A 25,407-nucleotide genomic window follows, 5' to 3' on the forward strand; every position below is an offset into this window, starting at 1 on the left:
CGTGTCGCCTTCATGATGCGCTCGCCTCAATCTCCGCTGATGCCGCAGTTGCCATAACCTTGCGACGTTCCCACTGCAGCAGCATGGAGAATGCCGCCGGCAGCAGGGTCAGCGTCAGGAAGGTGGCTATCGCCAGCCCGCCGATGATGGCGAAGGCCATGGGTCCGAAAAACACGCTGGTGGCGATTGGAATCATACCCAACACCGCTGCGCAGGCAGTCAGCACGATCGGGCGTGCCCGATGCAGCGACGCCGCCCGGATCGCCGCATCAGGCTCCATTCCGTTGGCAATATTGGTGTCGACCTCCTCGATGAGGATCACAGCATTGCGGATGATCATCCCGGCCAGCGCGATAATGCCGAGCTGGGCCACGAAACCCATGGCCACCCCGGTGGCCAGCAAGGCAATGACCACGCCGATCAGCCCGAAAGGCGCCATGAAGATGGCGAGGGCCATGCGCGCCAGACTGCGCAGTTGGATCATCAGCAGCGTCATCATGATCAGCAGGGTCGCGGGCAGCATGGCGAAGACTGACTCGCTGCCCTTGGCGGATTCCTCCACCACCCCGCCAATGTCCACAGCATAGCCGGTGGGCAGTCCGGCCTGGAAGTCGGCGATGGCGGGCCGCATCTGCTCGACGACCGTGGCTGCCTTCATGTCCGGCGCCACATCGGCCTGGACAACGATCATTGCCTGGCGGTTTCGACGCCAGATAATGGGGTCTTCGACGCCGTGACTCACCGTGGCAATGGACCGGAGCGGCACCGAACGGTTGTTGGGAGCGGAGATCTGGAGATTGTCGATGGTGGCGAGGTCCGAACGGTCGGTAGTGTCGCCGCGCACGATCACTTCGATCTGCTGGTCGCCTTCGCGCAACTGGGTGAGAGGCGCGCCGGTATAGACGGTGGCCGTCAGCGAGGCGATGTCCTTGGAGGAGATGCCCAAGGCGCGGGCGCGAACCTGGTCGATCTCGATGTCCACGCTGCGCTGGGGTTCGCCGGCGGTCAGGTTGATGCCGCGCGTCGAAGGGTTTTCTGCCAGCAGATTGGCGAACTGCATCGATAGATCACGCACCATGGCATGGTCGGGCCCGGTGATGCGGAACTTCAGCGGCCAGCCCACCGGCGGTCCGAGTTCGAGTGGCGATGCGCGCGAAATCGCTTCGGGAAATTCGCTCTCGAGATAGTTCGCGAGCCGCGCCTGCAGCCGGTCTCGCGCCTCCAGGCCTTTGGCGACGACGACAAATTCGGTGACGTTGTCATTGGTGAGCAGGAGGTCCATCGGTAGATAGAAGCGGATGGCGCCCGAACCGATATAGGTGGAGAAATGGTCCACATCGGCGTCGTCCAAAAGGAATGCTTCGAGCTTTTTGGCATCCGCGTCGGTGGCCGCATAGGAGGCGTTCTGCGGCAAGGTCAGGCTCACCATCAGCTCCGGGCGGTCGGCTGTTGGGAAAAACTGCTCCTCGATCTGGGTAAAGCCGACCAGCGAGGCGCCGAAGGCCAGTACGGCAAGCGACAAGGTCGCCAGCCTGTGCTTGAGAGCGAGGTCCAGGATACGCGCATAGCCGCGCATGATCCTGCCGCCGCCTTCCTTGTGTGGCTTGACGGTCTTGGGCAGGATCCAAACGCCCAGAAGCGGTGCGAACACCACTGCGACGATCCATGAGGTGCTGAGGGCAATCAGCACCACCATGAAGAGGGAATAGCAATATTCCCCCGCGCTGGAGGCGGCAAAGCCCACCGGAACGAAGCCGGCGATCATCACCAGCGTGCCGGTGAGCATCGGAAAGGCGGTGGTTTCATAGGCATAGGTTGCGGCGCGGGCCTTTTCCCAGCCATGTTCGAGCCGTCCCACCATCGCCTCGACGGTAATCATGGCGTCGTCGACAAGCAGCCCCAGCGCGATGATCAGCGCGCCGAGCGAAATGCGTTGCAGCCCGATGCCCGCCAGTTCCATCCCCACGAAGGTCATGGCCAGCACCAGTGGGATCGACACCGTGACGACCAGGCCGGCCCGGGTGCCCAGCGAGAGGAAGGACACGGCCAGCACGATGGCGATGGCTTCCAGCAGCACCTTGATGAAATGCTCGATGGCATGGTCCACCACTTCAGTCTGGTCGGCGACCTTCACGACGTCGATGCCATAAGGCAGTTCAGGTGTGATCTCCGCCATCAGCGCATCGATCTGCCGCCCAAACTTGAGCACGTCTGCGCCCTCGGCGACCGAGATGGCGAGGCCGATGGCCGGTTTGCCGTTGACGCGATAGCCGGGCGACGGTGGATCGATTGGCCCACGCGAAACCTCGGCAATGTCGGTGAGCGGCACGAAGCGGTTGTCGACACGCAGCACCACCTTGCGGATGCTGTCTTCGCTGGTGAAGGCCCCATCGACTGTGACAGCGATTTTTTCCGATGCGGTTTCGATGGTGCCGGCCGGCGCCACGGCATTCTGTTCCTGCAGGCTGGCGATCACTGCATCGATATTGAGGTTGAGCGCGGCGAGCTTGCGGGTCTGGAAGGCAATGGTGATCTGTTCGGGCTGCACGCCGATCAGTTCGATCTTGCCGACATCGGGCACCGCCATCAGGCGTGTCCGCACGTTATCGACGCGCTGGCGGATGTCTCCGGCGCTGAACCCTTCGTACTGGAAACCGTAGATGATGCCAAAAGTGTCGGCGAACTCATCATTGAGGAACGGGCCGCGCACGCCCTCGGGCAGGCTCGGCGCGAGATCGTCCATCTTCTTGCGCACCTGATACCAGGCATCCGTCACCTGGGCCGGCTTGGTGTCGTCGCGCAGATAGACGAAAACCACAGCTTCTCCCGGCCGCGAATAACTTTGTACGTGATCGAGGTTCGGGGTCTCCTCCAGCTTTTTCTCGATGAGATTGGTGAGGAGGCTCGCGGTATCCTGCATGGTCGCGCCCGGCCAGGCTGCCGACACCACCATGGTCTTGATGGTGAACGGCGGATCTTCACCGCGGGACAGGTTGAGGAAGCTGAACGTGCCAGCCAGCACCGTCAGCAGCATGAGGAAGACAACGAAGGACTGGTTGTTAAGCGCCCAGCTTGAAAGATTGAAGCCCTGCTTGGGCTTTTGTGGCTGGCTCATCACTTCTGGCCGTCCTCGAGCCGCACGCTTTGGCCGGGCCGCAATTTGCTGACCCCGGCAGTGACCACCAGGTCTCCCTGGTCGAGGCCATCTCCGACAATGATTTGCGCGCTGGTCTGCTGCGCCAGCGCCACAGGCTTGCGCTCGAGCGTCAGCGTCTCGGGGTCGACCACGAACACTGCCGGTCTGCCGTCCTGGCTGGTGATGGCGCTGGACGGCAGGCGGAAAACATCGCCACCGCCGAGGTCGATGGTGCCAGTCACGGCGGCGCCCAGGAACATCTGCTCCGGTGCTCCCGTCAGCTCCACCAGGACTCGGTAGGTTCGGGTGGTCGGGTCGGCAATCGGGCTCACTTCGCGGATATGGGAGGAGAAGCGGATGTCTGGATAGGACAACAACGCCACCTCCACGGCGGCCGCGGAGAATTTGGGCTCAAGCAATTGCTCGGGAATGTCGAAGGCCGCGTCGCGCCGATCGTTAGAGGCGATCATCACCACCGGCTGGCCCGCGGCAACCACCTGCCCGACATTGCCGTCGATCTGGATCACGACGCCGGCGGCAGTGGCCTTGAGTTCGGTCTGCTTGAGGTTTTCCCGCACCGTGTCGAGCGCCGCTTCGGCATTGGTCACCCGTGCCTTGGCGGCATTGAATTCGAGCTCGACCGCCTCGAACTGAGCCCGGGTGATCACGCCGCTGCCGAACAGGGTCTGCTGCCGGATGAATGCGGCTTCAGCGGTATCGCGACCCGCCAGAGCGCTGACCAGGTCGGCCTCGCTGCTGCGCAACTGGTTTTCGATATCGATCGGGTCGAGTCGGGCGAGCACATCGCCGGGCGCCACTGTGCTGCCGACATCCACCAGCCGCTCGATCAGCCTGCCGCCCATCTTGAAGCCGAAGCCGGTTTGCGTGCGTGGCAGAACTTCGCCGGTATAGACGAGGTTTGCGGTAGCCGCCGAGCGGGTTGCAACCACTATGCGCACCGGCCGCACGTGCTCGGCCACTGCATCGCTGTGCTCATCGGACTGCGCGGAACACCCCGCCAGCGCCAGGCTCAGCGCGGCAAGGCAGACAAAACCGATCTTCTTCATGTGTTGATGCTCTCAGAACGCAGTCCGCGCAGGACCGTCGAAATGCCCATTTCAAAGAAGGCCTGGCTGTCGCCGATCTCGATCTCGGTGATCGTGCTCCAGAGGCTCACCAGACCATGCGCACAGGCCCACAAGACCAAGGTGGCCGAGCGTGCCGACGATGCCTGGAAGTCGCCACTGTCGAGGCACAATTGCACCTGGCTCTCGGCAAGCGCGAAGGCCTGTTGCACGCTGGGCGCGGGAGAGTGCGTGCTGCAGCGAGCCGCCTCTTCTGCCTCATGGGAAAATAGCACGCGGAAGCGATCGGGGTCTTCGGCGCAAAAGCGGCAATATTCGAGCAGCATGGCGCGTGCGGCCTGTGCCGGTGCCAGGTCTGCATCGGCAATCGACCGCAATCGTGCCGTCATTTCCCCGACTGCATCAGAAGCATGCGCGGCCAGAACCTCCTTCTTGCTGGCGAAATAACGATAGAGGGCGCCAGGCGACAGCCCGACTTCCAGCGCCAGCGTGCGCATCGATAGAGCGCTATAGCCGCGGGCCGCGATAATGCGCGCGGCTTGCAGCAGGATAGTGCTGCGCATCGCGCGCTCTTCCGCATCGGTCAGTGCTGGCCTGGCCATTCATCCGCCTCTTGTTTAACTGAACGCGTTTAATATACGCGTTCAGTTAAATGTCAAGCGGCACTGCCTGCAGTGTGGGAAGCCGTTTAATGGGAGCGTAGGCGCCGGCCCTCTGCGTCGAAAAGCAGGACATTGGCGGGGTCGAAGGCGCATCGCAGCGCCTCGCCCGCTTTGGTCCGGACTGCGCCGCGCTGTTCGACCAGTATGATCTGGCCGTCGGGCAGGGCGCAGTGGACAATGGACGTCCCGCCGAGATTTTCGACCACCTGCGCCGTCACGGTAAAACCATGGGGCGCGGTAACAGGCGCATCGAACTGTTCAGGTCGGATGCCGACGGTGACACTGCCGGATGGAAGCGCCAGGCCGGCAAAGTCGAGGGTGATGCCGCCAGCCGAAACAGTCCTGCCATCGCTGCTGGCATTGATGAGGTTCATCTTGGGCGAGCCAATAAAGCCGGCAACGAAGATGTTGTCGGGGTCGGCATAAAGCTGCGCCGGGGTGCCGATCTGCTCGATGCGCCCTGAACGCAGCACCACGATCTTGTCGGCCAGGGTCATGGCTTCGACCTGATCGTGGGTGACATAGATCATGGTGGCGCCAAGATCCTGATGCAGCTTGGCAATCTCGACCCGCATCTGCACCCGCAATTCGGCGTCGAGATTGCTGAGCGGCTCATCGAACAGAAAGGCGCGGGGTTGACGGACGATGGCGCGGCCGATGGCGACGCGCTGGCGCTGGCCGCCTGACAACTGCGCCGGCTTGCGGCGCATCAACTGGTCGAGTTGCAGGATGCGGGCGGCCTCGGCAACGCGCTTTTTGGTTTCGCCCTTCGACGTGCCGGTCATGCGCAGGCCGAAGCTCATATTCTGCTCAACACTCATATGCGGGTAGAGCGCGTAGGATTGAAACACCATGGCCAGCTTGCGTGATGCAGGTTCGATATTGTTGACCACGCTGCCATCGATCAAGACGTCACCGGCCGAGACGTCTTCAAGCCCGGCGATCATGCGCAGCAAGGTGGACTTGCCGCAGCCCGAGGGGCCGACAAACACCACGAACTCCCCGTTTTCGATCGCAAGGTCGACACCGTGGATGATGGCGACCCCACCAAAGTTTTTTCGGACATCGCGCAGCTCGATAGCGGTCATTGGGTGATCCTTTCGAACCAGGTTTGAACGGCGTCTGGGGTAAGCTGCGGGGCGGCAGCGGGGTGCTGCAGATAGGTTGCGAGCGCTGTGCGCATGGCCCGCGCCACCGGTCGACTCTCGAGCGCACCTGAAAGGTCGATAGCCGAGATGATCAGTCGGCCTCTGCCGACCTGCGCCTCGCCGAGCAGCAGCAGGTCGCGGTTCTCGTTCCAGTCGTCGACGACGCGAACGATGGCGCGGAAGGCCGTGCCGGCGATATCGAGTGCCCGGCGGCGGAAGCTGAGCTCAAACCAGTGCCAGTCGGTGTGGGTCGCCGAGGGGAAATTCCGGAACAGCGGATGGCTGGTATCGTTCAGCAGCCCCAGCGTGTGCGGTGCCTGCCCATCGGTCCAGAGCGTATTCCAGAAGGCGGCGGTATGGCCGAGAATGGCATTGGGTTTTAGCGCCTCGGGAGGAGGCGTCAACACCAGGGTTTCGCCCGCAGCAAGCCTGGCGAGAGCGTCAGCGTCCAGCGCCGAAATGATCGGCAGGGGGAGAGCCTCTCCGGGCGCAGGCATGGTCCAGAGTGCCCAGCGATTGCGGTAGTCGGTGCCCGGCAAGTCGATCACCACCTCATATCGCGCCGGGGCATGCAATCCGGCGGTGTCAATCTCGATGGTTCCGAGATCGTGCAGGGCACCGCTGGTGAGACCATGATGAGCAAGGGTGCCTTCACGTGCAGCAACACCATTCGCATCGACGAGGCGCCAGCGCAGCTGTCCGGCCGGTAACGGGACCGCATCGAATTGGGCGAGTTGTACCTTTGCGGCAAAACACTGGCCCTCACTGAGCACGAAGCGCTCGGCGCGGAGAAGGGGCACGATCGGCGCACAGAATTCGCGGAACTGGTCCGGAGTCACATAGGGTTTTTCGTCCCAGAAGGCGTCCACCACGCCCACCAGCGCCGTGCCCTGGCCAGGAAAGTCCTGCAGGCCGAGAAGCTGAACTCCGGCCATGTCCGGTGTGCGCAGCGCCGCCTCCATCTCTTCCTTGTAGAGTTGGCTTTGCAGCGCGCCGCTTGCCATCATCAAGGCGTGCGCGAGATGTGCCAGCCCCTTGGCCTCGAGATCGGCCTTCACCATCTCGAAATTGCGGGCTTCGAGCACGCCCGTATATTTGGCGATTTCTTCAAGATCGGGATAGACGCACCACTGGCCGATTTCATGGCTGACCAGCGGCATGGGCACGGCATCCACCCACTCACTCCAGTCGGTCATGGTTTCCAGGGGCCGGGCATTCAGCCGGCCATCTAGGCCCTCGCCCCAGCGCTGATTACGCGGCTCGGGTTTGGAAATGTAGTCGGCGCGCTTGACCGTGGGCCAGCCCGACCCGCCAGTATAGAGGCGTCGCGCATCCTGGGCCTGCCACTTGTCGATAAAGCGTTCGAGAAAGCTGTGGGTCCCTGAGCCGTTCACTTCATTGCCAACGCAGAGCATGACGAAGCTGGGGTGGTTTCCATAGTCTCGCACGATGCGCTCGGCCTCGGCATGGATGTAGCGATCAAGCGCTGGATCGGCGCCGAGAACCGGCCAGACGGGGGTTTCGACATGCAGCAAGATCCCCATTCGGTCTGCCACCTCGAAGGCCGCCTTGGGCGGACACCAGGAGTGGTAGCGAATGTGGTTGAGCCCATAGGCCCTGGCCGTGCCGAACACCTTTTCCCAGCCTGCTTGATCGGTTGGTGGGTAACCGGTGAGCGGAAAAATGGCGCAGTCGAGCGTGCCGCGCAGGAACACGCGTCGCCCATTGAGCACGAGGTGCCGACCGTCCCTCGTAAAATCGCGGATGCCGAAGGCGGTCTCGTACCGATCCTGCAATTGTCCGTCACGATACCATTCGACGCGCAGCGCATGCACGACCGGATCGAATTCGTCCCATAGCCGCGCGCGTTCGGGAAGGTCGACCTCGAGGGAGAGCTTGGTGAAACCGCTATCGACGGCGATCGGCTGACGGACTTCCAGCGGCGTGTCCTCACCCGCGAAAGTGAAGGTCAGCACCAGTTCATTGTCGTGCTCGCCCTGCCACCAGGTGGGCCAGCGATTGTCGGCGTCGAAGACGTCGAGTTCGATATCGATTTTCGCCTTATGGCTGCGGGCATCGACATCGATGCGGGCGATCTGCTGCCTTGCCGCCTCGACACGCAAATATCCGACAACACCGTTCCAATTGGTCTGGGTGTGATCGGTCTTGGAATGGGCGACGTCGCCCATCAGGCCATGGTCGCGAATGATGGCTTCGCCAACTGCCTCGAAGCGGGAATTGTCGATCATCATCACCAGCGAATGTGACCCGGCGGAGAGCTTGCCGGCGAGCATGCGCACAGCGGTCGACAGGCTCTCGTCGCGGCCGAGCTTATAGCCATCGAGCCAGATATTGACCTCGCCATGCGGACGCTCGAGAGCGATGTGGAAGAAATGATCTTCCAGCCCCTCCGGCACGTCGAACCGGCGCGCATACCAGGCTTTGCCGATATAGGGGTGGCGCCGGCTGAGATGGGCCATGGTCCGGAAGCGCGAAAGTGGCGTCTTTTTCGCCTCGTCGACGCTGCCGGGCAGGGAAATGGTGTCCCCGAGGTCACGCTGGAACCATTGCTCGGCTTCGCCCCGATTGTCGGGGTCCAAGGCAAAGGCCCATTCGCCTTCAAGCGGGATGGAGGTAAGCATGGTCGATCTCGGGGCTGGTCCGGTGGTGGATAGGGCGGGGTGGAGCGGGCCGTAGCCCGCCCCCGTCGCCTTACATCTGGGCTTCGACTTCGGCCTTGATGGCGGCCAGGGCATCATCAACCGACTGAACGCCGCGTGCCACATTGTTGATGGCCGTGCCGAGTGCCGTATAGACGTTGTTGTCCAGGGCGTTGAGCGTGAAGGGCGTCATCTCGGCCTGCACCGGGGCGAAAATGGTGTTGACGTTTTCGCCGGCATAATATGGATCTTCGAAGTTGATCCAGTCGGCGGTGCCGGCAGGCGTATAGGCCGGGTAGAGGTCGTCGTTCTGGTACTGCTGCTTGAGGCTTTCGTCGTTGGTGACGAGCCATTTCACAAAGGCCCAGGCCGCTTCCTTGTTCTGCGAGCCTTCCAGGATGCCGATATAGTCGCCGCCCGAGTTGAACGAGCGCTTGCCATCGACGCCAGGGGCCTGGGTCACGGCCCATTTGCCGGATTGGTCGGTGGCATAGGCGCGCTTGAGCAGGCCGCCAAACCAGTTGCCATAGAGCACGGTGGCCAGCTGGCCGCGCTGGAAGGCACCCTGCCATTCCGGACTCCAGGCGGTGAAGGGCGAAATCAGACCAGCTTCGCCGGCGGTCTTGACCAGTTCGAGCGCTTCGCGGAAGGCGGGATCGTCGAGTTGCAACTGGCCATCGGCGTTGAAATAGGACACGCCCTTCTGCGCGATATAGGCACGCACGATTTCTTCGCCATTGCCGATGAGCCAGCGCTCATTGGGCACAGCCAGCTTCTTGCCTTCCTCGAGGAACGTATTCCAGTCGGCAAACAGCGCGCTGACTTCGGTCGGATCGGTCGGCAGCCCCGCTTCGCCGAAGATATCGGAGCGATAGAACATGCCACCCGGACCGGTATGCTTAGGGAGGGCCGAAATCTTGCCATCGGGCAGGGTGACATTGGCGACCGTGAAGCCGGCGAAGTCGTTGATGAACTCACCCGCATTATACGGCGCCTGGGCCAGGTCGACCCATTGCGGCTTGTCGCGCAGCAGTGCCATCATGCCGATCTCGATCATGGCGACATCGGTGCCGCCGCCCGCGAGCATGGCGCGCTGAACGGCGTTGAGATAGGCATTGTTGGCCTGTGGAATGCCCTGGATGTTGACCGTGATATTGGGATAGGCCGCGTTGAAAGCGGGCAGCAGCGCCTGGAACGTGCGATCGTTGTTGGGCCAGGTCAGCACGTTGATCGTGCCGGAAATCGATGCGTCTGGCGCGTCCTGGGCCAGGGCGGGCAGGCTGATAGCGCCCGCGAGCGCCATGGCAGCGAGCCCCTTGAGAACGGTCTTCATAGCAAATCCTCCATTTGCATAGGCGTCATTTGACGGAACCGGCGGTCAGGCCGGCGATGAACTGGCGGCTTAGCAGCGCGAACAGGATAAAGACGGGGACGAGACCCATCAGCGTTGCCAGCATCACCGCCGGCATGTCGGAATAGTGGGTGGTGGAGAGCGTGGTCAGTGCCAGCGGAACGGTGAATTTGGTGCCGTCGCTGATGACGACGAGCGGGATCTGGAAGTCGTTCCAGGTGCTGATCAGTGTCCAGACCGCGAGTGCGGCAAGGCCCGGGCGGATGATGGGTAGAACCACGAAGACGAAGGTCGCCAGGCCCTTGGCACCGTCCATTTCCGAGGCCTCGTACAGCTCCTTGGGCACCGTGGAGCCGATATAGGTGTACATCCAGACCACGCCGAAGCCCGATGCCAGGGCGGGCAGGATCAACGGCCAATAGGTATTGAGCCAGCCGATGGCGTTCATCTGCAGGAAGAACGGGATCAGCGCCAGAGATGGCGGGAAGAACAGCGTCGCGAAGGTGACGACCAGCACGGTTTTGTGCCCCGGCGCGCGGGTATAGCGGGAGAGTCCATAGCCGGCGAGGGCGCTGACCAGTACCAGGCCCACAGTCTTGGGAATGGCGACGATCAGCGAATTGATGATCGGACGAAACGGGGGAAACACCGCCTCGATATTCTTGTAGTTCTGCACCAGGTTATCGCCGAACCATAGCGGTGGCGGAAACTGGAACACCTCGCCGATGGTGCGGGTCGCAAAAACGGCAGTCCAATAGATCGGCAAGATGAACACGATGCTGAGCAAGACGAGCGCCAGGGTGACGACAAGATTGAAACGCTTCTCGCGATTGATGAGGGAGCGGATCATGCCGAGGCTCCCCGCAGGCGTTTCAGGCCAGCCTGGTAAAGCAGGGTGAGAATGACAACCGCAGCAAAAATGTACCAGGAAACAGCGGAGCCGACGCCGAAATTGAGGCGGGTGAACGCGGTGGCGAAGAGATACATGCCCAAGGTCGTTGCCGAATTGTTGGTGCCACCCAGCCCCTGCGTCAGCACATAGGGCTCGTCGAACATCTGCAATCCGCCCAGTGTTGCGGTAATTGCCGCGAAGGCGACGGAGGGCAGCAGCAGCGGCAGGGTAATGCGGCTGAAAATGGCCCAGCGGCCAACGCCATCCATTCGCGCAGCCTCATAGATGTCGCGGGGGATGGACTGCAGCGCAGCCATGAAGATGATGATGTACCAGCCGGTCCAGCGCCACACGACAAGCAGAACGACCAGCGGCTTGATGAAGGCCTCGGAGCCGAGCCAGTCGAAATAGCTCGGCGTGCCAGTCATCGCGCCCGAGAGCAGGTTGACGATGCCGCCATTGGCCGAAAAGAACACCCGAAGCACGATGGCTGCGATCGCCGGCGCCACCAGCAGCGGCAGCAGGAACACCATGCGGAAGTAGCTTTTGCCGAAGGCGACATAGTCGTTGATCAGCACCGAAATGCCCAGCGCCAGGCCGATGGTGACCACGCTGGACCAGAACCACAGATAGATTGTGTTGCCGATGGCCTTCTGGAACACCGGATCGCGCAGCGCCCGGCCATAATTCTCGAGCCCGACCCATTGCGGATCGGTGAAGCCGTCCCAGCGATTGAAGCCGAGATAGAGCGAGAACAGCACCGGAAAAACGGAAAAGACCAGGAAGATCAAAAGGAACGGCGCCACCGACCAGTAAAAGGCGGTGTCGCGTCGCATACGATGCAGGGTCTTGCCAGCGCGGCCAGTGGCCATGCTTATCCTCCGTTTTATAAATTTAATAATCTGATGTTTAATGGCGCTGTCAAGGTAAATTCGGCGACTTGACCGTGTCGACAGGTGCATCTAGCATTTAATAATCTGATTTATGGGTGACGCGTGAAAATCACAGCCATCACGACCCGCGTGGTCAATGCCGAAATGCGGAACTGGGTTTTCGTCAAGGTTGAAACCGACGAGCCCGGTCTTTTCGGCTGGGGCGAGGCAACGCTCGAATGGAAGACGCGCGCCGTTGTCGGCGCAGTCGACGACCTTACGCCGCTTCTGCTGGGCCGGGACCCGCGCGACATCGAGCAGGCGGTGCGCGTCATGACCAAGCAAAGCTTCTGGCGTCTCGGTGCAGTGGGCATGAGCGCGGTGTCAGGCATTGAGCTGGCGCTGTGGGATATCCTGGGCAAGCACCTTGATGTCCCGGTCTGGCGACTGCTCGGCGGCAAAGTCCGCGACAAGGTGGGCGTCTACACCCATCTCGGCATGGGCGACATGCGGGCCGTCTACGAGACCGATTCCATCGACCCGATCGTTGAGCGCGCTCGCGAGGTGGTTGAAAATGGCTATCGCGCCTTCAAGGCGGTGTTTGTCCCCTATACCCACTATCACGCACCGCTGCCGCAGGTGGACAAGGTCGCCCGCATGATGGAAGCAATGCGCGCGGCCGTGGGCGATGAGATCGAGATCATGGTGGATTTCCATGGTCGCCCGGCCTCTGCCGGAGCCGCACTGGCCTATATCGAGGCCTTGGCGCCAGCGCGTCCGATGTTCGTCGAAGAACCGGTCCCACCCGCCGATTTCGAAAGCCTCAAGCGCCTCGCCGGGCGGACCAGCGTGCCGCTGGCAACCGGTGAGCGACTGATCGACCGTACCGATTTCGAAGTGCTGTTCGCGACGGGAGCCATCGATATCGTGCAGCCCGATATCTGCCATTGTGGCGGTCTGCTCGAGGCCAAGAAAGTCGCCGCCCGTGCCGAAACGCTGGGCATCGGTGTGGCGCCGCATAACCCGCTCGGTCCCATTGCTGGCGTCGCCGCGCTGCACTTTGCCGTTTCGACCCCGAACCATGTCATCCAGGAAGAAATGGTGGGGGCAGTGCCGTGGTACTTCGATGTCGTCCAGGGCCCGATCCGCATGGTCGACGGCTTCTGGCAGGTGCCGGATGCGCCCGGTCTCGGCATCGTTGTTGACGAGACCGAATGTGCCAAGCACCCTTTCGCCCAGGAAGTCCTGCACACCCAGAACGCCGTCATGCCCGACGGCACCATCGTGGATTGGTAATATGCGTCTCAGCGGCAAGATCGCCATCATCACCGGAGCGGGCAGAGGCATCGGCGCCGCCATAGCCGAGGCCTTCATGCGCGAAGGTGCCGCGGTCATCATTGCCGAACTGGATGAGACAAGCGGCAAGGCGACTGCGGCGCGGCTTGGGGGCGCTGCCTGGTTCATCCGCACCGATGTCACTCTCAATCAGTCGGTATCCGATTGTGTGAGCCAGGTGCTCGAGCGGTATGGCCGCATCGATATTCTGGTCAACAATGCCGGCATCAATGTCTTCCACGAGCCCCTGGAAACCTCAGATGCAGAATGGCAGCGCTGCATGGCCGTCGACCTTGAAGGCGTCTGGCGCATGTGTCGGGCAGTGCTACCTGGCATGGTGGCGCAGCAAGCCGGCAGCATCGTCAATATCGCGTCCTCCCACAGCAGCACGATCATCCCCCATACCTTCCCCTATCCGGTCGCCAAGCATGGGCTTCTGGGGCTGACGCGGGCGCTCGGGATTGAATATGCTGGCGCCAATATTCGGGTGAACGCCATTGCGCCGGGCTATATCGAAACCGATCTTGCGGTGGATTACTGGAACACCTTTGCCAATCCGGCGGCGGAGCGGCAGCGCACCTATGATCTGCATCCGCCCAAGCGCATCGGCAAGCCGATGGAAGTGGCGATGACGGCGGTATTTCTCGCCAGTGACGAGGCGCCGTTCATCAATGCCACGTCGATTGCCATCGACGGCGGCCGCTCTGTTCTCTACCACGAATAGCTGTGCCGCCCTGCCTGCCGAGAAAGGTCGTCTGATGATCGAGGAAACCGTCAAGCCATTGCTGAAGCCACGCGTGCATCGACACGTGGTCAAGACGCTGGCGCAACGGATCCTGGGCAATGAGATCGCGCCCGGAGCAGTCATGCCGCCCGAGCCCGATCTCTGCCTCGATTTCAATATCAGCCGCAGTGCGGTGCGCGAGGCCATCAAGGTGCTGGGCTCCAAGGGCCTGGTGACCACGCGCCCGCGCGTCGGCACGGTGGTGCAGCCACGCGAGGCCTGGAATCTGCTCGATCCCGATCTCCTCGGCTGGTCGATGGAACTGCAGCCCAGCGCCGAGCTCGTGCTCAGCCTCATCGAAGCCCGGCAGGTGATCGAACCCGCCGCCGCGCGCTTCGCTGCCCTGAGGGCCACGGCGACCGATATTGCACCCCTAGAAGATGCTTTCGCCCGCATGAGCCGGTTCAAGGCGAACCAGGATTTCGAGGCGTTCAACAAGGCCGATATCGATTTTCACACGGCGCTGCTGCGCGCCAGCGGCAATATCGTCTTCCAGCAATTGTCCAATACTATCGGTGCGGCGCTGGCCTATTCCTTCCGCCTGACCATTTCGCGGGCGCGCGAGCCAGGCGCCTCGCTGCCCAATCATGGCGAGGTCATCGACCGTATCCGCATGCGCGACAGCGAGGGTGCCTATAATTCCATGGCTCGGCTGCTCAATATCGCCATCATCGACCTTGGCATCGGCCAGACGGCGCCGCGGCCTGCACTCGGAGACGCATATGGGCCATCTGTTTGAAGCCAAGACCGCCGTCGTCACCGGCGCGGCATCCGGGATTGGTCTTGCCACCAGCAAGGCTCTGTTGGCCGAGGGCGCCCGGGTCGTGCTTGTCGATCGCAACGAGGGCGCCATGCGCGATCTGGCCGCCGAACTCGGTCCCAACTGCCTTTTTCAGGTCACGGATCTGCTCGATCCGGCAAGCTGTGCGCGCATGGTGCCCGAGATCCTTGCCGCGGTTGGCCAGATCGATATCTTGCACTGCAATGCCGGCACCTATATCGGCGGCGATCTGTCCGAGACGACACCTGAAGCCATCGACCGCATGCTCAATCTCAACGTCAATGCGGTGATGAAGAACGTGCATGCGGCCGTTCCACACATGATCGAACGCGGCGTCGGCGACATCGTGGTCACCTGTTCGGTCGCTGGCCATTTCCCGACCTATTGGGAGCCAGTCTATTCGGGATCAAAGTGGGCCATTACCAGCTTCGTCCAGGGTATGCGCCGACAATTGCTGCCGCATGGCATCAGGGTTGCCCAAATATCGCCTGGTCCGGTGGTCTCGGCTCTGCTCGCCGATTGGCCCGCCGAAAACCTGCGCAAGGCCCGAGAAGCGGGTGGTCTCATCGAACCAGAGGATGTTGCCGAAGCCATCGTCTTCATGCTGAGCCGCAGGCGCGCCGTGACGATCCGGGACATGATTATCCTGCCGAGCAACTTCGATCGCGTCTGATGAGGCGGTTGGGGCGCCCTGACCATGGTCATCGCCTCATCCAGTTGAATGAGGCGACAGGCCAAAAATCGGTCTAGCATCACGCCGCGGCGATGTTCGACCAGGCGCTCGCGCGTCTTTCGTGCCAATAGTGGTGTGCGCGCGCAGTGGGCTGCCAGCCTATGGTCCGGACGGCGGAGATTTTGATGAACAAGCATTTTGTCTCCATGGTCACGGCCATCATGCTGCTGATCGGCAGCATGATGGCGCTTCCCGCTTGGGCGCAGGACCACATTGCGGAGGCGGCTGAGGTATTCGTCGCGGCCGAGGATTTCGAGGTGATGCCCCTAGAGCATATCGAGGGCGCACTGGGCGATCTGCTCGGTGGCGATCCCAATGCGATGGTGCCGCTCGATGCCGATATTTCGCCGTTTGAGAAGGCCCTGTTGCTGACCGATCTGCAGGAAGAACCGCTGCCGCGTCTGCGCTACCTGCTGCGCTACAATCAGCAGACCGTCGATGGCGTCGTGCTCTCGCTGATCAGCGTCGAACGCTTCAATCTCGGTCCGGCCATTCGCGTGGAAACGGCCTTGGCCTATGGCGAGTAGAACACCGCGCCCCCCGAGGCCTTTGGTGTGGGCCCCAGCGTCATCTGGCGTTTCGTCACCCAGCCGACCGCCAAGTCTGCGGCATTGTTGCTGGCGGCGAGCCGGCGGGAGCTGACCGAGAAGTCGGCGACGCGGCGCAATTGTCTGATCCGCGCCTGCCTTTCGCTCGATACGATCGACGCGCTTGCCGACTGGCGTGAATGGCAGCCGCTCGACGCCGCACTGCCTGAGGTCGCTTATCCGCCGCTGACACCGTCGACCTTCTCGGAAGGCGAAGAGGAGTTGCGCCCGGCGGTTCTGGCGCTGCAAGTCGCCCTGGCCGCCGGCCTCGCCAGCCAAGACGCCGAAGGCATTGTGTGGAACATGCCCGAGCGCCAGGGTGGCGAGAACGAGACGCCGCTCATCGCGCTGCTGATCGATCGCAATCTCGGTCAGGATATCATGACCGACGCAGCGCTTGGTGTCGGCAAAATGGGCCTCGACAGCGAGGAATATTGGACGCGCATCGCCGGGGGCTATTTCGGCGGTCAGGCCCAGTGGCAGATCACCACCGCGCAGGGCCCGTTGCGATAGTCTCGCCTAGGGTTCGCTGCTTCTCAAATATTCCTGCAGATCGACGAGCGCATAGCTCATGGTGGCGATAAAGAGCATCAGGCTCAGCCAGATGAGTTGCAGGAGCAAGCCTTGCAGCGGCCAGCGTTGCCAGCGGCAAATGCCCCAGGCGATGATGAGCAACTGATAGCTGGCCGGATAGAGAAACAGCGCCACCACGCCAACATTATAGCCCCGCGCGCCGGCGTCACCCTGGATCGCCGAAGCCCCCATGATCCAAGGCAGCAGCAGCAACCCGGCGCCGATGGCGACAATAAGCGGAATGCCGTGAACGATGGCGCCGCGCCCCATGAATCTCATCCTTTGCTGTCGTTTCGCCGCCTGGCCCTCGCGGCCAAGTCGCGGTCTGCCGAGATAGGACGCCTGGCATCCTCAAAACCTTGGTCGGTTTTTGCACCAAGGTTTGGCTTACCCGATGCGTCTCATCTGAAACCGATGGGTTTGATGTGATGCAGAGGAATTCTTGATGACCATGCATTTTATGCCCCTGCAGCGCCGGTTGGTCGCTTTCGTCTTTCCCCTGCTGGTGGTGATCATGGCTGGCGCCTCGACGCCGGGATTTGTCGAAGCCGGTCTGCCTTTGTGGCCGCTATTCATCTTCGCGCTGCCGGCTCTGCTGTCCCTCATCATCTGCAGCGACTACTGGAATGCCGCCATAGGTTTCAGTCAGGGGCATATGCATTTCCGGTCCGTAGGCTATGACATTGTCGCGCCAATGCAGAAGGTGACCGAGCGGCAAAGCGCCGGCAAGGTGGTGCTCTCTGTCAGCGATTGCGAACCGCGCTATTCGTGGTGGCTGGCGCCCATGCAGGCGGTGCTTGGGGTGTTGATGCCGGGTCGTTCCCGCTATGCACACGGGCTGATGGCGACCGTGCCACTTTACAGCTTCTCGACAGCGCCGAACGATGCGGTGATGAAGGCCTATCGCCAGGCAGCCGACCTCTCGGCCGGGGCACTGAGTCACGCCCCACCAGAACCACGCCATGATCCCTCTATCTAACCGCAACGCGTTGCGCGGCATTGCATTGGCGTTCGTGATCTCGCCAGCACTTTTGACCACGCCAGCCATGACCAAGGAAGATACGGCCATGTTCAAGCGACTTTTCCCAGGCCTCGGCAAGGCCGAATCTGTGCCTGACCTCGTAGCCCTGCAAGCTTCGGCCGTAAAAGCCGTCGCTGCCGACGTCACCGATCTGCAGGATGGCACTTGGGAGGATCGCGACTGGGTCTATCTTGCGGTCAATCACGAGGTGCTGGTCGGGGATGGGCGCCGCTCCAGCACCCAGGCTTCGGTCCTCGCGCGCAAGCAAGGCGCTCCCCTGGAAGATCTCGACTTTCGCCTCAGCATGAGCAGTAAGTCCCATCTGCTTGCCCTGCGGGATGCCATGGCCGCGACAGATGGTCGAACCTGGACAGTACTGGACCTGACGGTTGAACGTAGCGGACGGTATGATTTCGCCTTCAGCTATGATCCGCCACCGCGTCTCGGCGGCAATCTGCTACATTCGCCCCTCACCGGACTTCTGGACCGTTATCTCAGGGAACACGCGAAGTGAGCCAGCCAACAGCGGCACCACTGGCCAGCGGCGTCGAGCGCGGTACGGTCGACGCCATTTTGACCGCAGCCGAGCCTCGCCGCCTGCACACTCTTTCATCCATCCTCAACCTGTCCTTGGCTACGTTTTTGACCCTGGGAGCGGGCCCGGCGCTTGATGGCAGCCTGGTCTGGCCCATCGCGGCAGCCATGGTGGCTGTTGCGCTCTGGCAGCTTTCGCAAAGGCTCTGGCGCGATCTCGCCATTGCGGTACTTGCACCTGCAATTGGAGGACGCTGGGGCCAGGCCGATTTTGCCGCGGGCTGGGGCGCGGTGGACGTCGAGCGGTGGTTCGCAGATCTGTTCAGCCCTGAAGGGGCCCGCTTCACCGCCTGGCGCAGCCAAGGGCGGTACCACGACGTCGACTATCGGCTGAGTGAGATGACAATCTGGCGCAAGCGTGTGAGCAACCGGCCGCGCCAGCTCGACTACGTGATGGCGGTAGAGGTGGCAGTGCCACAGGCCTTTTCTGGTCGTGTGGACCTGGTGCCACGTTCAGGTTTTGCCGGCAGAATTGACGATCTGATACGACAGGTCTCGGGCAACACCGCGCAGCGCCTTGAGGTCGATCCTGTCTTTGACCGCGTCTTCGACACCATTGCCAACCAGTCGGCTTCCGCCGAAACCCTGCTGACGCCCGCATTTCGACAGGCCATGCTGACCCTGGCCGCTCGCCATCCCGGCCTCTATCTGACGGCGCGTTTCGAGCATGGCTGGTTCAGCCTGCGCCTGCCCATTCCGCACCTGGTCTTTGCGAGGGCGAGCCTTCTGCGCCCGCTAACCGAAATGGCCGAGGATGCCGATGCTCTGTGGTGGGATCTCACCGTGCCGCACCGGCTTATCGAGGCGCTTATGGGCGAGCGCGATGGTCCGCTGCGCTAGCGGCAAGCCAGCGGGGTCAGGGCGCCGCGAGGCGCCTGTTCACCTCGGCTTTGTCGGGCGCGTTCGAAACCAGCTTTGAACGCTCCGGGTCGCGCGCGAATGTCCCGTCGAGCTTGCTGTATAGACGCCAGAAGCGCACATCGTTGACCCGGAACTGCACGGCGATGAGAGCGCCATCCGGCGTGGCGAAGGCCGACAGGATTTCTACGGTTTCGCCCGGCATCACACTCTGGACGTCGATGGTCTGCTCGCCTGAGATTTCAGGCAGGTAGATTTCGAGGGCAGTGGCATCGAGCCGCGTGCCGATGACGATGCCATCGCCCTGGAAAGATGACACCACTTGCGGCGACGGCGCTCCGGGCGTCGGCATGGCCCAGGGCGTCGGCTGTGCGCCCATGCGGGTGCCGCCGTCTTGCGGTACGGTCTCGGTAACCGGGTCTCGTCCGCGCGATAGGGTTGGCGCGCTGGGCTGGGGCTCCTGCGAAACATCGGCCACCATATCGTGGCCTTCGGTGGCAGTGCGGCTGAAATTGGGTGCCACCACGATGACCGCGGCAATCGAAGCCGCCAAGGCCCCCGCAGCAATCACCCAGGTGGTCGAGCGCCTGAGCCAGCGCGACAGCGAAAATCCATCAACGGCCCGGGCGCGGCCATGCCGATTGGCAAAAGCCTCCCGGCTCTGGGCGATAACGGCATGCATCACCACTGGATCGGGTTCCGGATCGATAAAGCCGGGGAGCAGTTCCAGGGGGTCACGATCTGTGCTCATAGCAAGTCCTTCAGCGACTTGCGTGCATTGTGGATGTGCCAGGAAACTGTCACTTCCTTGCATCCCATGATCACGGCTGCTTCCGCCTGCGAGAGTTGTTCGCCATAGACCAGCAGGACGGCGTCCCGCTGTTTCTCCGGCAATTGCCGCACTATACGCCAGATATCGTTGACGCGCAGTCGGTCTTCCTGGTTAGCGTCGATTTCCTCGCGGGTCACGACCGACACAGCGGCGATCTGCTTGCCCTGTCGCTGGTGGCTGCGTTGCAGGTCGCGGACGGCGTTGAGGGTGACACTATAAAGCCAGCTGGTGAATTTCGAGCGCCCGTCAAACCGCTGCATGGCGTCGGCAAGTCGGAGGCAAACCGACTGCGTGACGTCTTCGGCATCACTCTTATGGCCCAGCCAGCGAAATGCCGTCTTGTAGATGAAGCGATAGTGCTCCGAGATCAACCGCTCGAATGCCCTCGTGTCGCCCGCCCTGACCCGTTCGATAAGCTGTTCGGTCGTGTCGGACGGTTCGGAATTGTCCCCGTCAACAAGTCGCACCCTGCCCAAAACTCCCCGCTGGCCCATAGCGATAATGCCAGTGAAGCAAAATGGTTGTGGCGAAAGTGAGTTTTTTGTCGTTCTGCCCAGCCATTTAGCCCATTTCGCCCTCATGGCGGGGCGCATGGGGTCCGAAGAACTTTGGGATAGCGCGCCTGCGAGCAGGGTCATTACTCGTCCTGCTTCAGCCAGTGCACCTGGCCATTGATGAGGATTTCGTCGGGGCGGCCGGCATCCTGTCCATCGATCAACGCAAAGAAGTGCCGTTCCTGCCTTTCGGGTCCGTCGACCAGCAAGGTGAATCCATCAAAATCATAGGCTGCGGTGGAAATGTCCTCATCTCCTCCGGCTACGATGATGTAGGACGTTCCAAAGGCGCCGGCCACGAAGCCGCTGCGTGAATACTGCACCTGGCCGTCTGCTGCGAAGACATATTCCCGATCGCTGCGGCCGCCACCCATGCCAATGTTGAGATAGTAGTAGGTGGCCTCGAGCCTCAGTCCTTTGGGAGCCGGCGTCAGCCGCCGGGCGTCAGACACATCGATCTCGGCGCCCTGGTCCGGCCCGCCGCTCTGGATCAGCGTGACCTCGCCACGACGATCCTGCCAGGTGAACCAGCGTTCGGGCTCGCGCAGACGGGACAGGTCGAGATTGAGATCGGTGAAAGCAAAGTTCCACTTGTGGCGATAGGCAGTCCCATCGCGCAACAGCACATAGATGTCCTCGTCACGCTGCGTGTAGCCATTGCCGAAGCCATCGAGACGATTGGTGAAATCAGCGTCATAAAGCACCCGGTCCACTGCATCAGGCGCAATGCCTTGCCCAGGTCCGGCAAACGCCTCGTCATAGTCCAGCGGCCGCAGCATCAAACCGGCACTGTCGTCAGCCGGCCCCAACAATTCCAAGCTGTCGCCGGCATCCGCAAGGACCCGGCAATCGTCCAGGCTGAGTTCGCCACCTTGCCGCAGGTCCCGGACCCAGCGGATATCGCCGACAACAACGCGGTTCTCGCCGAGATCGCGCGCCATTGCGGACTCCTGATCGTCACTGGCAAATGACCGGCAGGTGAGGAGGAACGACGACTGCTGGTCGCCTCGCCATTCGCGCAAGCCATTGTCTGTAACGATGCGACCAAGGACCGCCAGGGTTGGGCGTTGCTTGAGCCACGCCTCGGCATGCTCTTCGCGCGCGCTGCGCAGATTGCGATCCTCCTGGGCCCCGGATTTGGACCCGATCTCGTCCATCTTGTCCTCAAGTTGGGCAGAGAGGGCGATCAGCGGGACCACCGCCTCGTCCTGGTTCGCCGACGCAGCAGGGGCTTCAGGAACCACGACGCCGAAGTCTTCGGCATTGCGCAGCAAATAACGGATTGGAGGAGCGATATCGAACATGGCATTGCCCTCGAGCGTGGCGCGCAGATCGCTGCACACGGCGGGGTTTTCCGCGACATCGGCATCGACCAGCGCCTGAGCCCGGGCGCGATTGTCCTCGAGCTCCGCTTCGAGCGTATTTATCACCGCATAGGCGGCGTCGAGAAACCGCTCATAGCCCGCAAGGTTTACCCGATGGCTCCAACCGGCAAGGGCGTCCCTGCGGCCCTGTTGACCATCTGGGGCATGCTTGTCGCAGGCCTCGATATAGGCCCGGGCAACGATGGCCCCCGTCGCCGCCTGGCCCAACGCATCGGTGAAATCGGAGATGTCGTCGGCAAGTGCCGATGGGGCCAGAACTGCACAGAGGGCGAGAGCGAGGGCGAGTCGCTGCGTCATGGGCACTCACCCACGATCGCGTCGATCCGCAATTGGCTATCGATCAGCGCGCCGTCAACCAACAGGCACCCGTCGGCGTCCCAGGCCGTCCTGATCGCATCGGCATCGTCGGCGCGCGCGATCAACGGTGGCAGCTGTTGTCGCGACCACAGCAGGTCTGCTAGCCCGTGTCTGTCGGCATCTGCAGGCGCGATGCCGCGCCAGGGACAAGGCGCCTTGACGCAGAATATATTGGTCTTGCCGACGCTGAGGCGTTGGATTTCTGCGGCCTCTATGGGTGCGGCAAGGGCCAGCATCGCGGCTACCAGCGCAAGTGCGTGAAGGCGCATGGGACCAGCCTCACCGATTTTCGAGGCCGTTTGCCTCGCGTTCCTTGGGAATGCTGTCGCGATTGCTTTCCACATCGGCCATCAAGCGTTTGAGCCCGTCGCGAACCTGGGTGAGCGCGTCGGCATGATCGGTCTTGGAGGTGATAGTGTTGTCGTTGGCCGCATCCCAATCGAGTGCCCATTGCATGGCGGCGAGCCACTCGTCGACATCGCCGGCAATATACTCGTTGACGGGCCGGCCCACCTGTTCGCTGAGCGCGCTAAACAGCACCTCCTCCTTGCGCGCGGCCTCGCCGCCGGCCGTGATCAGGAAGCGATAGCGCAGTTGACCGGCATACATCCAATTGGCCGCGTCCTGGCCTTCGCCGGCCGACAAGAGGCGAGCCGACAGTATATAGAGGGCGGAGGGATGCAGATCGGCGGCTTGCGCAACGATTTCCGCATTGCTGAGCTGTTCGGGATTCGGCGCTTCTTGCGCGGGAGCGGCGACGGACAGGGCGCTCGCCATGAGGAGAGAAAGCAGCACACGTTTCATGATCCAGGTCCTTCCTTTGTTGCTGATAGGACGTGTGGTGTCGATCCGACCTTGGTGCCGCTGGTGAAAAACCTGCAAAAAGCGCGAACCCGGACCAAGGTGAGCCGTCGCTGGCGCGTCTGACCTACAGAACCAATGTATGAAGGAGACATCCATGCGCCGGAGCGCCATCGCCGCCAGCCTGTTGCTCGCAACCTCGATCCCCGCACTCGCAGGCAGCCTTGATGCCTTGCGCGACAGTCTCGACCACCTGCCGGCTACGCTGATGTTCGAGGATAGAGGCGATCTCGCCTATTTCATCGATATTCGGGCGGTTTTGGCGCTGTCGCCAGGCGAGGGCGAGGCGCCGCCGTACATGCGTCTCATGCATGGCGCTCAGATTCCGGCACTGGAGAGCCTGCAATACTCCGCCCCGGCCGAATGGGAAGCCAAGGCTGGCACGACGCTGGACCAAGTGCGCTATTTCACCGGCTATGGCCGCCCACCCGACGTCTATAGCTTCTGGGGGCTCGCTGACGAAGCGGCTGCAACCGAAATGATCGTGGCGCTAGAGGGGCTCGGCTTCGAGAGCGCGGCCGCGGGCGTTGTCGGCAATGGTGAGCCATTGCGAATGGACCCGGCGAAGCGCAACCCTGCCGATCCCTGGCGTACCGGGATCGGTGCGGCGCAGTTCGCCGCGGCCAAGGGGAGCAACATCGTCCAGACCGGCACGCCGCAAACGGCCATGCTCGCCGCTGCGCAGCAGCCCGGACTAAGTGAGAACGCAATCATCGAAACGGCTCTGGCCGGGCTCGACCAGTCGGTCGGTGACAACACTGTGGTTCAGGCTCTGGTGATTTCCCCGCTCTTCGGCATGGCGGGGATTGATCATGGGGCCCTGCTGTCCGGTTCTCCAGATATCGAGGCGACCAAAAAACCTATCGAGGAGCAGATGGCGGCGCTGGACCAAGGCATTCCGCCTTATCTCGGCGGCATCGCTGCCGATGTGCAGGGCGAACAGCCGGGCGTCGATATCGCCCTGACCTATCCCGACTGCGACAGTGCCGAGGATGCCGTCGGCAAGATCGCAGCGCGGTGGGCTGATATGGCCGGTGACACGGCGCAGGGCAATGTTTCTACGACAACGGTTGAAGGCGTGGACGGGCTTTGCGCCGCGACATTTTCCGTCACCATCAATAGCGACGGTGTCGACCAAAACCCCGCCTATCGCGCTCTGATCGAGCCGATGTTCCGCGGCCAGGCCGGCGTCCTGCAGATCGGAGCCAGCTAGGCGACTTTGGCTCCGGGGCGCTGAACACCCCCGGAGCCTTGCTTTAGTGAGATCCCCAGGTGAGATTGCAGATGCCGATATCGACCGAATTGGTCAGCCGGACGACGTTGACCCCATCGTCCCAATTATAAATGGCCGTCGAGCCGAACCCGCTCGGCTCGGTCGACCCGTGGATGGCAGTAAGCTCTTGGGCCAGAGCATCGCATTGGGTCAAGTCCGCCGGGCTGAACGCCACGAACTGCAATGCCTTGTCGCTGTCGAAAAGCAATGCGGCATTGCCGGCAATGCCGCCGATGCTGTGCTCCGTTATGACCAGCGGATCGTATTTGGCGCCGTCAAACTCGAATATTTCAGATGCAGCCGGTTGATGCGCCTGCGCACCCTCCATCACGGACAGCGCAGCCTCAGGCGACATGCCCCATTCTGTGCCTTCCCAATCCGCGTGCGTCGAAACGACGGAGGCCGCAAGGAACACCAAAGCGAGTGCGGGGTGAATGGTGGGCGTCATCGTCATCTCTAGGTGTTGAAAAGTCACTTGAACTCTGGGAGGTGGGCGCTGGTCAGTTCCACCAGCCGCTGCGCCTTGAAGTCACGCAGATTTTTGAGGAATTGCTCGGAGGCCACATTGCCATAAGCGCGCTCGCTGACCGCAAACAGCAACGCACCTTGCTGCCCCTCGAACTCACCTGCGGCATAGCGATAGCCGTTCCATTCGAGAATGAATTCGCCCTTCTCGTCCTTGGCGGAGAGCAGGAAATCCAGCAGGATTTCGTCATTGTCCGGATTGTTGAAGATGGCCATGTTGGCAACCGGATCGGTCGCCTTGCGCTGCTCGATCATCGACGCCTGGGCCGAGACGACATCGGTCAGCGGCATGTCGGTGCTCAGGAATTCGACGATGACCATGCTTTTGTAACTTTCGGGCGCACTGCCCTCTGGCAGGTATTCCTGCTTGAAATAGCCTGGCTGCGGATTGGACGACCAGGCCAGCTCATAGCGCGTTTCGCCGACTGTGATCGGGCCGGGAATGCCGAGATAGTCCGTTACAGGCTGGGCATGGGCCGGCGCGATGGACATCAGCCCCAGCAATGCGGTAGCGGCGATGGTTTGGCGAAACATGGGTCAACTCCTGC

The 25,407-nt window shown here is 62.1% G+C and carries 26 protein-coding genes; 10 read left to right on the top strand and 16 right to left on the bottom strand.

Annotated features, from left to right (window positions below; translation table 11 throughout):
* Positions 1-10: 10 nt before the first annotated feature.
* The 8 genes from BGO80_RS13330 to BGO80_RS13365 all read right to left on the bottom strand — a co-directional run bounded on the left by BGO80_RS13330 (position 11) and on the right by BGO80_RS13365 (position 11,806).
* Positions 11-3,115, bottom strand: coding sequence for an efflux RND transporter permease subunit (locus BGO80_RS13330; RefSeq protein ID WP_286721858.1), 3,105 nt, complete (start codon positions 3,113-3,115; stop codon positions 11-13).
* Entirely contained in the window at positions 3,115-4,203 is a 1,089-nt protein-coding gene (locus BGO80_RS13335; protein ID WP_286721859.1) for an efflux RND transporter periplasmic adaptor subunit, read from the bottom strand. The genes BGO80_RS13330 and BGO80_RS13335 overlap by 1 nt, the downstream gene beginning before the upstream one ends.
* Complete coding sequence (locus BGO80_RS13340) at positions 4,200-4,823, bottom strand: TetR/AcrR family transcriptional regulator (protein ID WP_286721860.1); 624 nt, start codon at positions 4,821-4,823, stop codon at positions 4,200-4,202. Before BGO80_RS13340 ends, BGO80_RS13335 begins: the two co-directional genes overlap by 4 nt.
* A gap of 86 nt (positions 4,824-4,909) precedes the next feature.
* Positions 4,910-5,971, bottom strand: a complete 1,062-nt coding sequence (locus BGO80_RS13345; protein ID WP_286721861.1) for an ABC transporter ATP-binding protein — start codon at positions 5,969-5,971, stop codon at positions 4,910-4,912.
* The gene (locus BGO80_RS13350) at positions 5,968-8,673 is read right to left on the bottom strand and encodes a DUF8487 domain-containing protein (protein WP_286721862.1); all 2,706 of its coding nucleotides are present in this window, start codon (positions 8,671-8,673) and stop codon (positions 5,968-5,970) included. The genes BGO80_RS13345 and BGO80_RS13350 overlap by 4 nt, the downstream gene beginning before the upstream one ends.
* 70 nt (positions 8,674-8,743) lie before the next feature.
* Positions 8,744-10,024 (bottom strand): ABC transporter substrate-binding protein, encoded by a 1,281-nt coding sequence (locus BGO80_RS13355; RefSeq protein ID WP_286721863.1) that lies wholly within the window; start codon positions 10,022-10,024, stop codon positions 8,744-8,746.
* Between the two features lie 25 nt (positions 10,025-10,049).
* On the bottom strand, positions 10,050-10,892 hold the full coding sequence (locus tag BGO80_RS13360) for a carbohydrate ABC transporter permease (protein WP_286721864.1): 843 nt from the start codon (positions 10,890-10,892) through the stop codon (positions 10,050-10,052).
* A complete protein-coding gene (locus tag BGO80_RS13365; protein ID WP_126149113.1) occupies positions 10,889-11,806 on the bottom strand; it encodes a carbohydrate ABC transporter permease in 918 nt (305 codons plus the stop codon). The genes BGO80_RS13360 and BGO80_RS13365 overlap by 4 nt, the downstream gene beginning before the upstream one ends.
* A 123-nt stretch (positions 11,807-11,929) precedes the next feature.
* Here BGO80_RS13365 and dgoD point away from each other — a divergent pair, with 123 nt between their 5' ends.
* The 6 genes from dgoD (at position 11,930) to BGO80_RS13395 (ending at position 16,539) form a co-directional block, all read left to right on the top strand.
* Positions 11,930-13,102 carry a galactonate dehydratase gene (gene dgoD / locus BGO80_RS13370; RefSeq protein ID WP_286721865.1) on the top strand — a complete coding sequence of 391 codons (1,173 nt, stop codon included), beginning with the start codon at positions 11,930-11,932 and terminating at the stop codon, positions 13,100-13,102.
* Position 13,103: 1 nt separating this feature from the next.
* Entirely contained in the window at positions 13,104-13,865 is a 762-nt protein-coding gene (locus BGO80_RS13375) for an SDR family oxidoreductase (protein WP_286721866.1), read from the top strand.
* Between the two features lie 34 nt (positions 13,866-13,899).
* Positions 13,900-14,664 (top strand): FadR/GntR family transcriptional regulator, encoded by a 765-nt coding sequence (locus BGO80_RS13380; protein ID WP_286721867.1) that lies wholly within the window; start codon positions 13,900-13,902, stop codon positions 14,662-14,664.
* A complete protein-coding gene (locus tag BGO80_RS13385; RefSeq protein ID WP_286721868.1) occupies positions 14,648-15,379 on the top strand; it encodes an SDR family oxidoreductase in 732 nt (243 codons plus the stop codon). Before BGO80_RS13380 ends, BGO80_RS13385 begins: the two co-directional genes overlap by 17 nt.
* Positions 15,380-15,564: 185 nt before the next feature.
* Entirely contained in the window at positions 15,565-15,966 is a 402-nt protein-coding gene (locus tag BGO80_RS13390) for a hypothetical protein (protein ID WP_286721869.1), read from the top strand.
* Between the two features lie 27 nt (positions 15,967-15,993).
* A complete protein-coding gene (locus BGO80_RS13395) occupies positions 15,994-16,539 on the top strand; it encodes a hypothetical protein (RefSeq protein WP_286721870.1) in 546 nt (181 codons plus the stop codon).
* A 6-nt stretch (positions 16,540-16,545) separates the two neighbouring features.
* Here the strand turns inward: BGO80_RS13395 and BGO80_RS13400 are convergent, their stop codons facing one another.
* Positions 16,546-16,869: a hypothetical protein gene (locus tag BGO80_RS13400; RefSeq protein ID WP_286721871.1), complete on the bottom strand. Its 324-nt coding sequence runs from the start codon at positions 16,867-16,869 to the stop codon at positions 16,546-16,548.
* Positions 16,870-17,044: 175 nt separating this feature from the next.
* Here BGO80_RS13400 and BGO80_RS13405 point away from each other — a divergent pair, with 175 nt between their 5' ends.
* The 3 genes from BGO80_RS13405 to BGO80_RS13415 are packed head-to-tail and all read left to right on the top strand — an operon-like array spanning position 17,045 to position 19,054.
* Entirely contained in the window at positions 17,045-17,578 is a 534-nt protein-coding gene (locus BGO80_RS13405; protein ID WP_286721872.1) for a hypothetical protein, read from the top strand.
* On the top strand, positions 17,562-18,134 hold the full coding sequence (locus tag BGO80_RS13410; RefSeq protein ID WP_286721873.1) for a hypothetical protein: 573 nt from the start codon (positions 17,562-17,564) through the stop codon (positions 18,132-18,134). The genes BGO80_RS13405 and BGO80_RS13410 overlap by 17 nt, the downstream gene beginning before the upstream one ends.
* Positions 18,131-19,054 (top strand): DUF3137 domain-containing protein, encoded by a 924-nt coding sequence (locus BGO80_RS13415; RefSeq protein WP_286721874.1) that lies wholly within the window; start codon positions 18,131-18,133, stop codon positions 19,052-19,054. The genes BGO80_RS13410 and BGO80_RS13415 overlap by 4 nt, the downstream gene beginning before the upstream one ends.
* Positions 19,055-19,070: 16 nt before the next feature.
* Here the strand turns inward: BGO80_RS13415 and BGO80_RS13420 are convergent, their stop codons facing one another.
* The 5 genes from BGO80_RS13420 to BGO80_RS13440 form a co-directional block, all read right to left on the bottom strand.
* Positions 19,071-19,823 carry a hypothetical protein gene (locus BGO80_RS13420; RefSeq protein ID WP_286721875.1) on the bottom strand — a complete coding sequence of 251 codons (753 nt, stop codon included), beginning with the start codon at positions 19,821-19,823 and terminating at the stop codon, positions 19,071-19,073.
* Positions 19,820-20,371, bottom strand: coding sequence for an RNA polymerase sigma factor (locus tag BGO80_RS13425; protein WP_286721876.1), 552 nt, complete (start codon positions 20,369-20,371; stop codon positions 19,820-19,822). The genes BGO80_RS13420 and BGO80_RS13425 overlap by 4 nt, the downstream gene beginning before the upstream one ends.
* Before the next feature lie 170 nt (positions 20,372-20,541).
* Positions 20,542-22,140, bottom strand: coding sequence for a hypothetical protein (locus BGO80_RS13430; protein ID WP_286721877.1), 1,599 nt, complete (start codon positions 22,138-22,140; stop codon positions 20,542-20,544).
* Positions 22,137-22,469 carry a hypothetical protein gene (locus BGO80_RS13435; protein ID WP_286721878.1) on the bottom strand — a complete coding sequence of 111 codons (333 nt, stop codon included), beginning with the start codon at positions 22,467-22,469 and terminating at the stop codon, positions 22,137-22,139. The genes BGO80_RS13430 and BGO80_RS13435 overlap by 4 nt, the downstream gene beginning before the upstream one ends.
* 10 nt (positions 22,470-22,479) lie before the next feature.
* The gene (locus tag BGO80_RS13440) at positions 22,480-23,004 is read right to left on the bottom strand and encodes a hypothetical protein (protein ID WP_286721879.1); all 525 of its coding nucleotides are present in this window, start codon (positions 23,002-23,004) and stop codon (positions 22,480-22,482) included.
* 154 nt (positions 23,005-23,158) lie between these two features.
* Here BGO80_RS13440 and BGO80_RS13445 point away from each other — a divergent pair, with 154 nt between their 5' ends.
* The gene (locus BGO80_RS13445; protein ID WP_286721880.1) at positions 23,159-24,274 is read left to right on the top strand and encodes a hypothetical protein; all 1,116 of its coding nucleotides are present in this window, start codon (positions 23,159-23,161) and stop codon (positions 24,272-24,274) included.
* Positions 24,275-24,317: 43 nt separating this feature from the next.
* Here the strand turns inward: BGO80_RS13445 and BGO80_RS13450 are convergent, their stop codons facing one another.
* Together BGO80_RS13450 and BGO80_RS13455 are read right to left on the bottom strand one after the other, a co-directional pair.
* Complete coding sequence (locus BGO80_RS13450; RefSeq protein WP_286721881.1) at positions 24,318-24,782, bottom strand: hypothetical protein; 465 nt, start codon at positions 24,780-24,782, stop codon at positions 24,318-24,320.
* 23 nt (positions 24,783-24,805) lie between these two features.
* The gene (locus BGO80_RS13455; RefSeq protein ID WP_286721882.1) at positions 24,806-25,393 is read right to left on the bottom strand and encodes an HI_0983 family protein; all 588 of its coding nucleotides are present in this window, start codon (positions 25,391-25,393) and stop codon (positions 24,806-24,808) included.
* Positions 25,394-25,407: the final 14 nt, after the last annotated feature.

This window comes from Devosia sp. 63-57 (genome assembly GCF_001899045.1).
Lineage (GTDB): Bacteria > Pseudomonadota > Alphaproteobacteria > Rhizobiales > Devosiaceae > Devosia > Devosia equisanguinis.

Bases quoted from the DNA above. Each gene is read 5' to 3' on its own strand.
- BGO80_RS13330 (WP_286721858.1), bottom strand. From the start codon at position 3,115: ATGAGCCAGCCACAAAAGCCCAAGCAGGGCTTCAATCTTTCAAGCTGG.
- BGO80_RS13335 (WP_286721859.1), bottom strand. From the start codon at position 4,203: ATGAAGAAGATCGGTTTTGTCTGCCTTGCCGCGCTGAGCCTGGCGCTG.
- BGO80_RS13340 (WP_286721860.1), bottom strand. From the start codon at position 4,823: ATGGCCAGGCCAGCACTGACCGATGCGGAAGAGCGCGCGATGCGCAGC.
- BGO80_RS13345 (WP_286721861.1), bottom strand. From the start codon at position 5,971: ATGACCGCTATCGAGCTGCGCGATGTCCGAAAAAACTTTGGTGGGGTC.
- BGO80_RS13350 (WP_286721862.1), bottom strand. From the start codon at position 8,673: ATGCTTACCTCCATCCCGCTTGAAGGCGAATGGGCCTTTGCCTTGGAC.
- BGO80_RS13355 (WP_286721863.1), bottom strand. From the start codon at position 10,024: ATGAAGACCGTTCTCAAGGGGCTCGCTGCCATGGCGCTCGCGGGCGCT.
- BGO80_RS13360 (WP_286721864.1), bottom strand. From the start codon at position 10,892: ATGATCCGCTCCCTCATCAATCGCGAGAAGCGTTTCAATCTTGTCGTC.
- BGO80_RS13365 (WP_126149113.1), bottom strand. From the start codon at position 11,806: ATGGCCACTGGCCGCGCTGGCAAGACCCTGCATCGTATGCGACGCGAC.
- BGO80_RS13375 (WP_286721866.1), top strand. From the start codon at position 13,104: ATGCGTCTCAGCGGCAAGATCGCCATCATCACCGGAGCGGGCAGAGGC.
- BGO80_RS13380 (WP_286721867.1), top strand. From the start codon at position 13,900: ATGATCGAGGAAACCGTCAAGCCATTGCTGAAGCCACGCGTGCATCGA.
- BGO80_RS13385 (WP_286721868.1), top strand. From the start codon at position 14,648: ATGGGCCATCTGTTTGAAGCCAAGACCGCCGTCGTCACCGGCGCGGCA.
- BGO80_RS13390 (WP_286721869.1), top strand. From the start codon at position 15,565: ATGAACAAGCATTTTGTCTCCATGGTCACGGCCATCATGCTGCTGATC.
- BGO80_RS13400 (WP_286721871.1), bottom strand. From the start codon at position 16,869: ATGGGGCGCGGCGCCATCGTTCACGGCATTCCGCTTATTGTCGCCATC.
- BGO80_RS13405 (WP_286721872.1), top strand. From the start codon at position 17,045: ATGACCATGCATTTTATGCCCCTGCAGCGCCGGTTGGTCGCTTTCGTC.
- BGO80_RS13410 (WP_286721873.1), top strand. From the start codon at position 17,562: ATGATCCCTCTATCTAACCGCAACGCGTTGCGCGGCATTGCATTGGCG.
- BGO80_RS13420 (WP_286721875.1), bottom strand. From the start codon at position 19,823: ATGAGCACAGATCGTGACCCCCTGGAACTGCTCCCCGGCTTTATCGAT.
- BGO80_RS13430 (WP_286721877.1), bottom strand. From the start codon at position 22,140: ATGACGCAGCGACTCGCCCTCGCTCTCGCCCTCTGTGCAGTTCTGGCC.
- BGO80_RS13435 (WP_286721878.1), bottom strand. From the start codon at position 22,469: ATGCGCCTTCACGCACTTGCGCTGGTAGCCGCGATGCTGGCCCTTGCC.
- BGO80_RS13440 (WP_286721879.1), bottom strand. From the start codon at position 23,004: ATGAAACGTGTGCTGCTTTCTCTCCTCATGGCGAGCGCCCTGTCCGTC.
- BGO80_RS13445 (WP_286721880.1), top strand. From the start codon at position 23,159: ATGCGCCGGAGCGCCATCGCCGCCAGCCTGTTGCTCGCAACCTCGATC.
- BGO80_RS13450 (WP_286721881.1), bottom strand. From the start codon at position 24,782: ATGACGCCCACCATTCACCCCGCACTCGCTTTGGTGTTCCTTGCGGCC.
- BGO80_RS13455 (WP_286721882.1), bottom strand. From the start codon at position 25,393: ATGTTTCGCCAAACCATCGCCGCTACCGCATTGCTGGGGCTGATGTCC.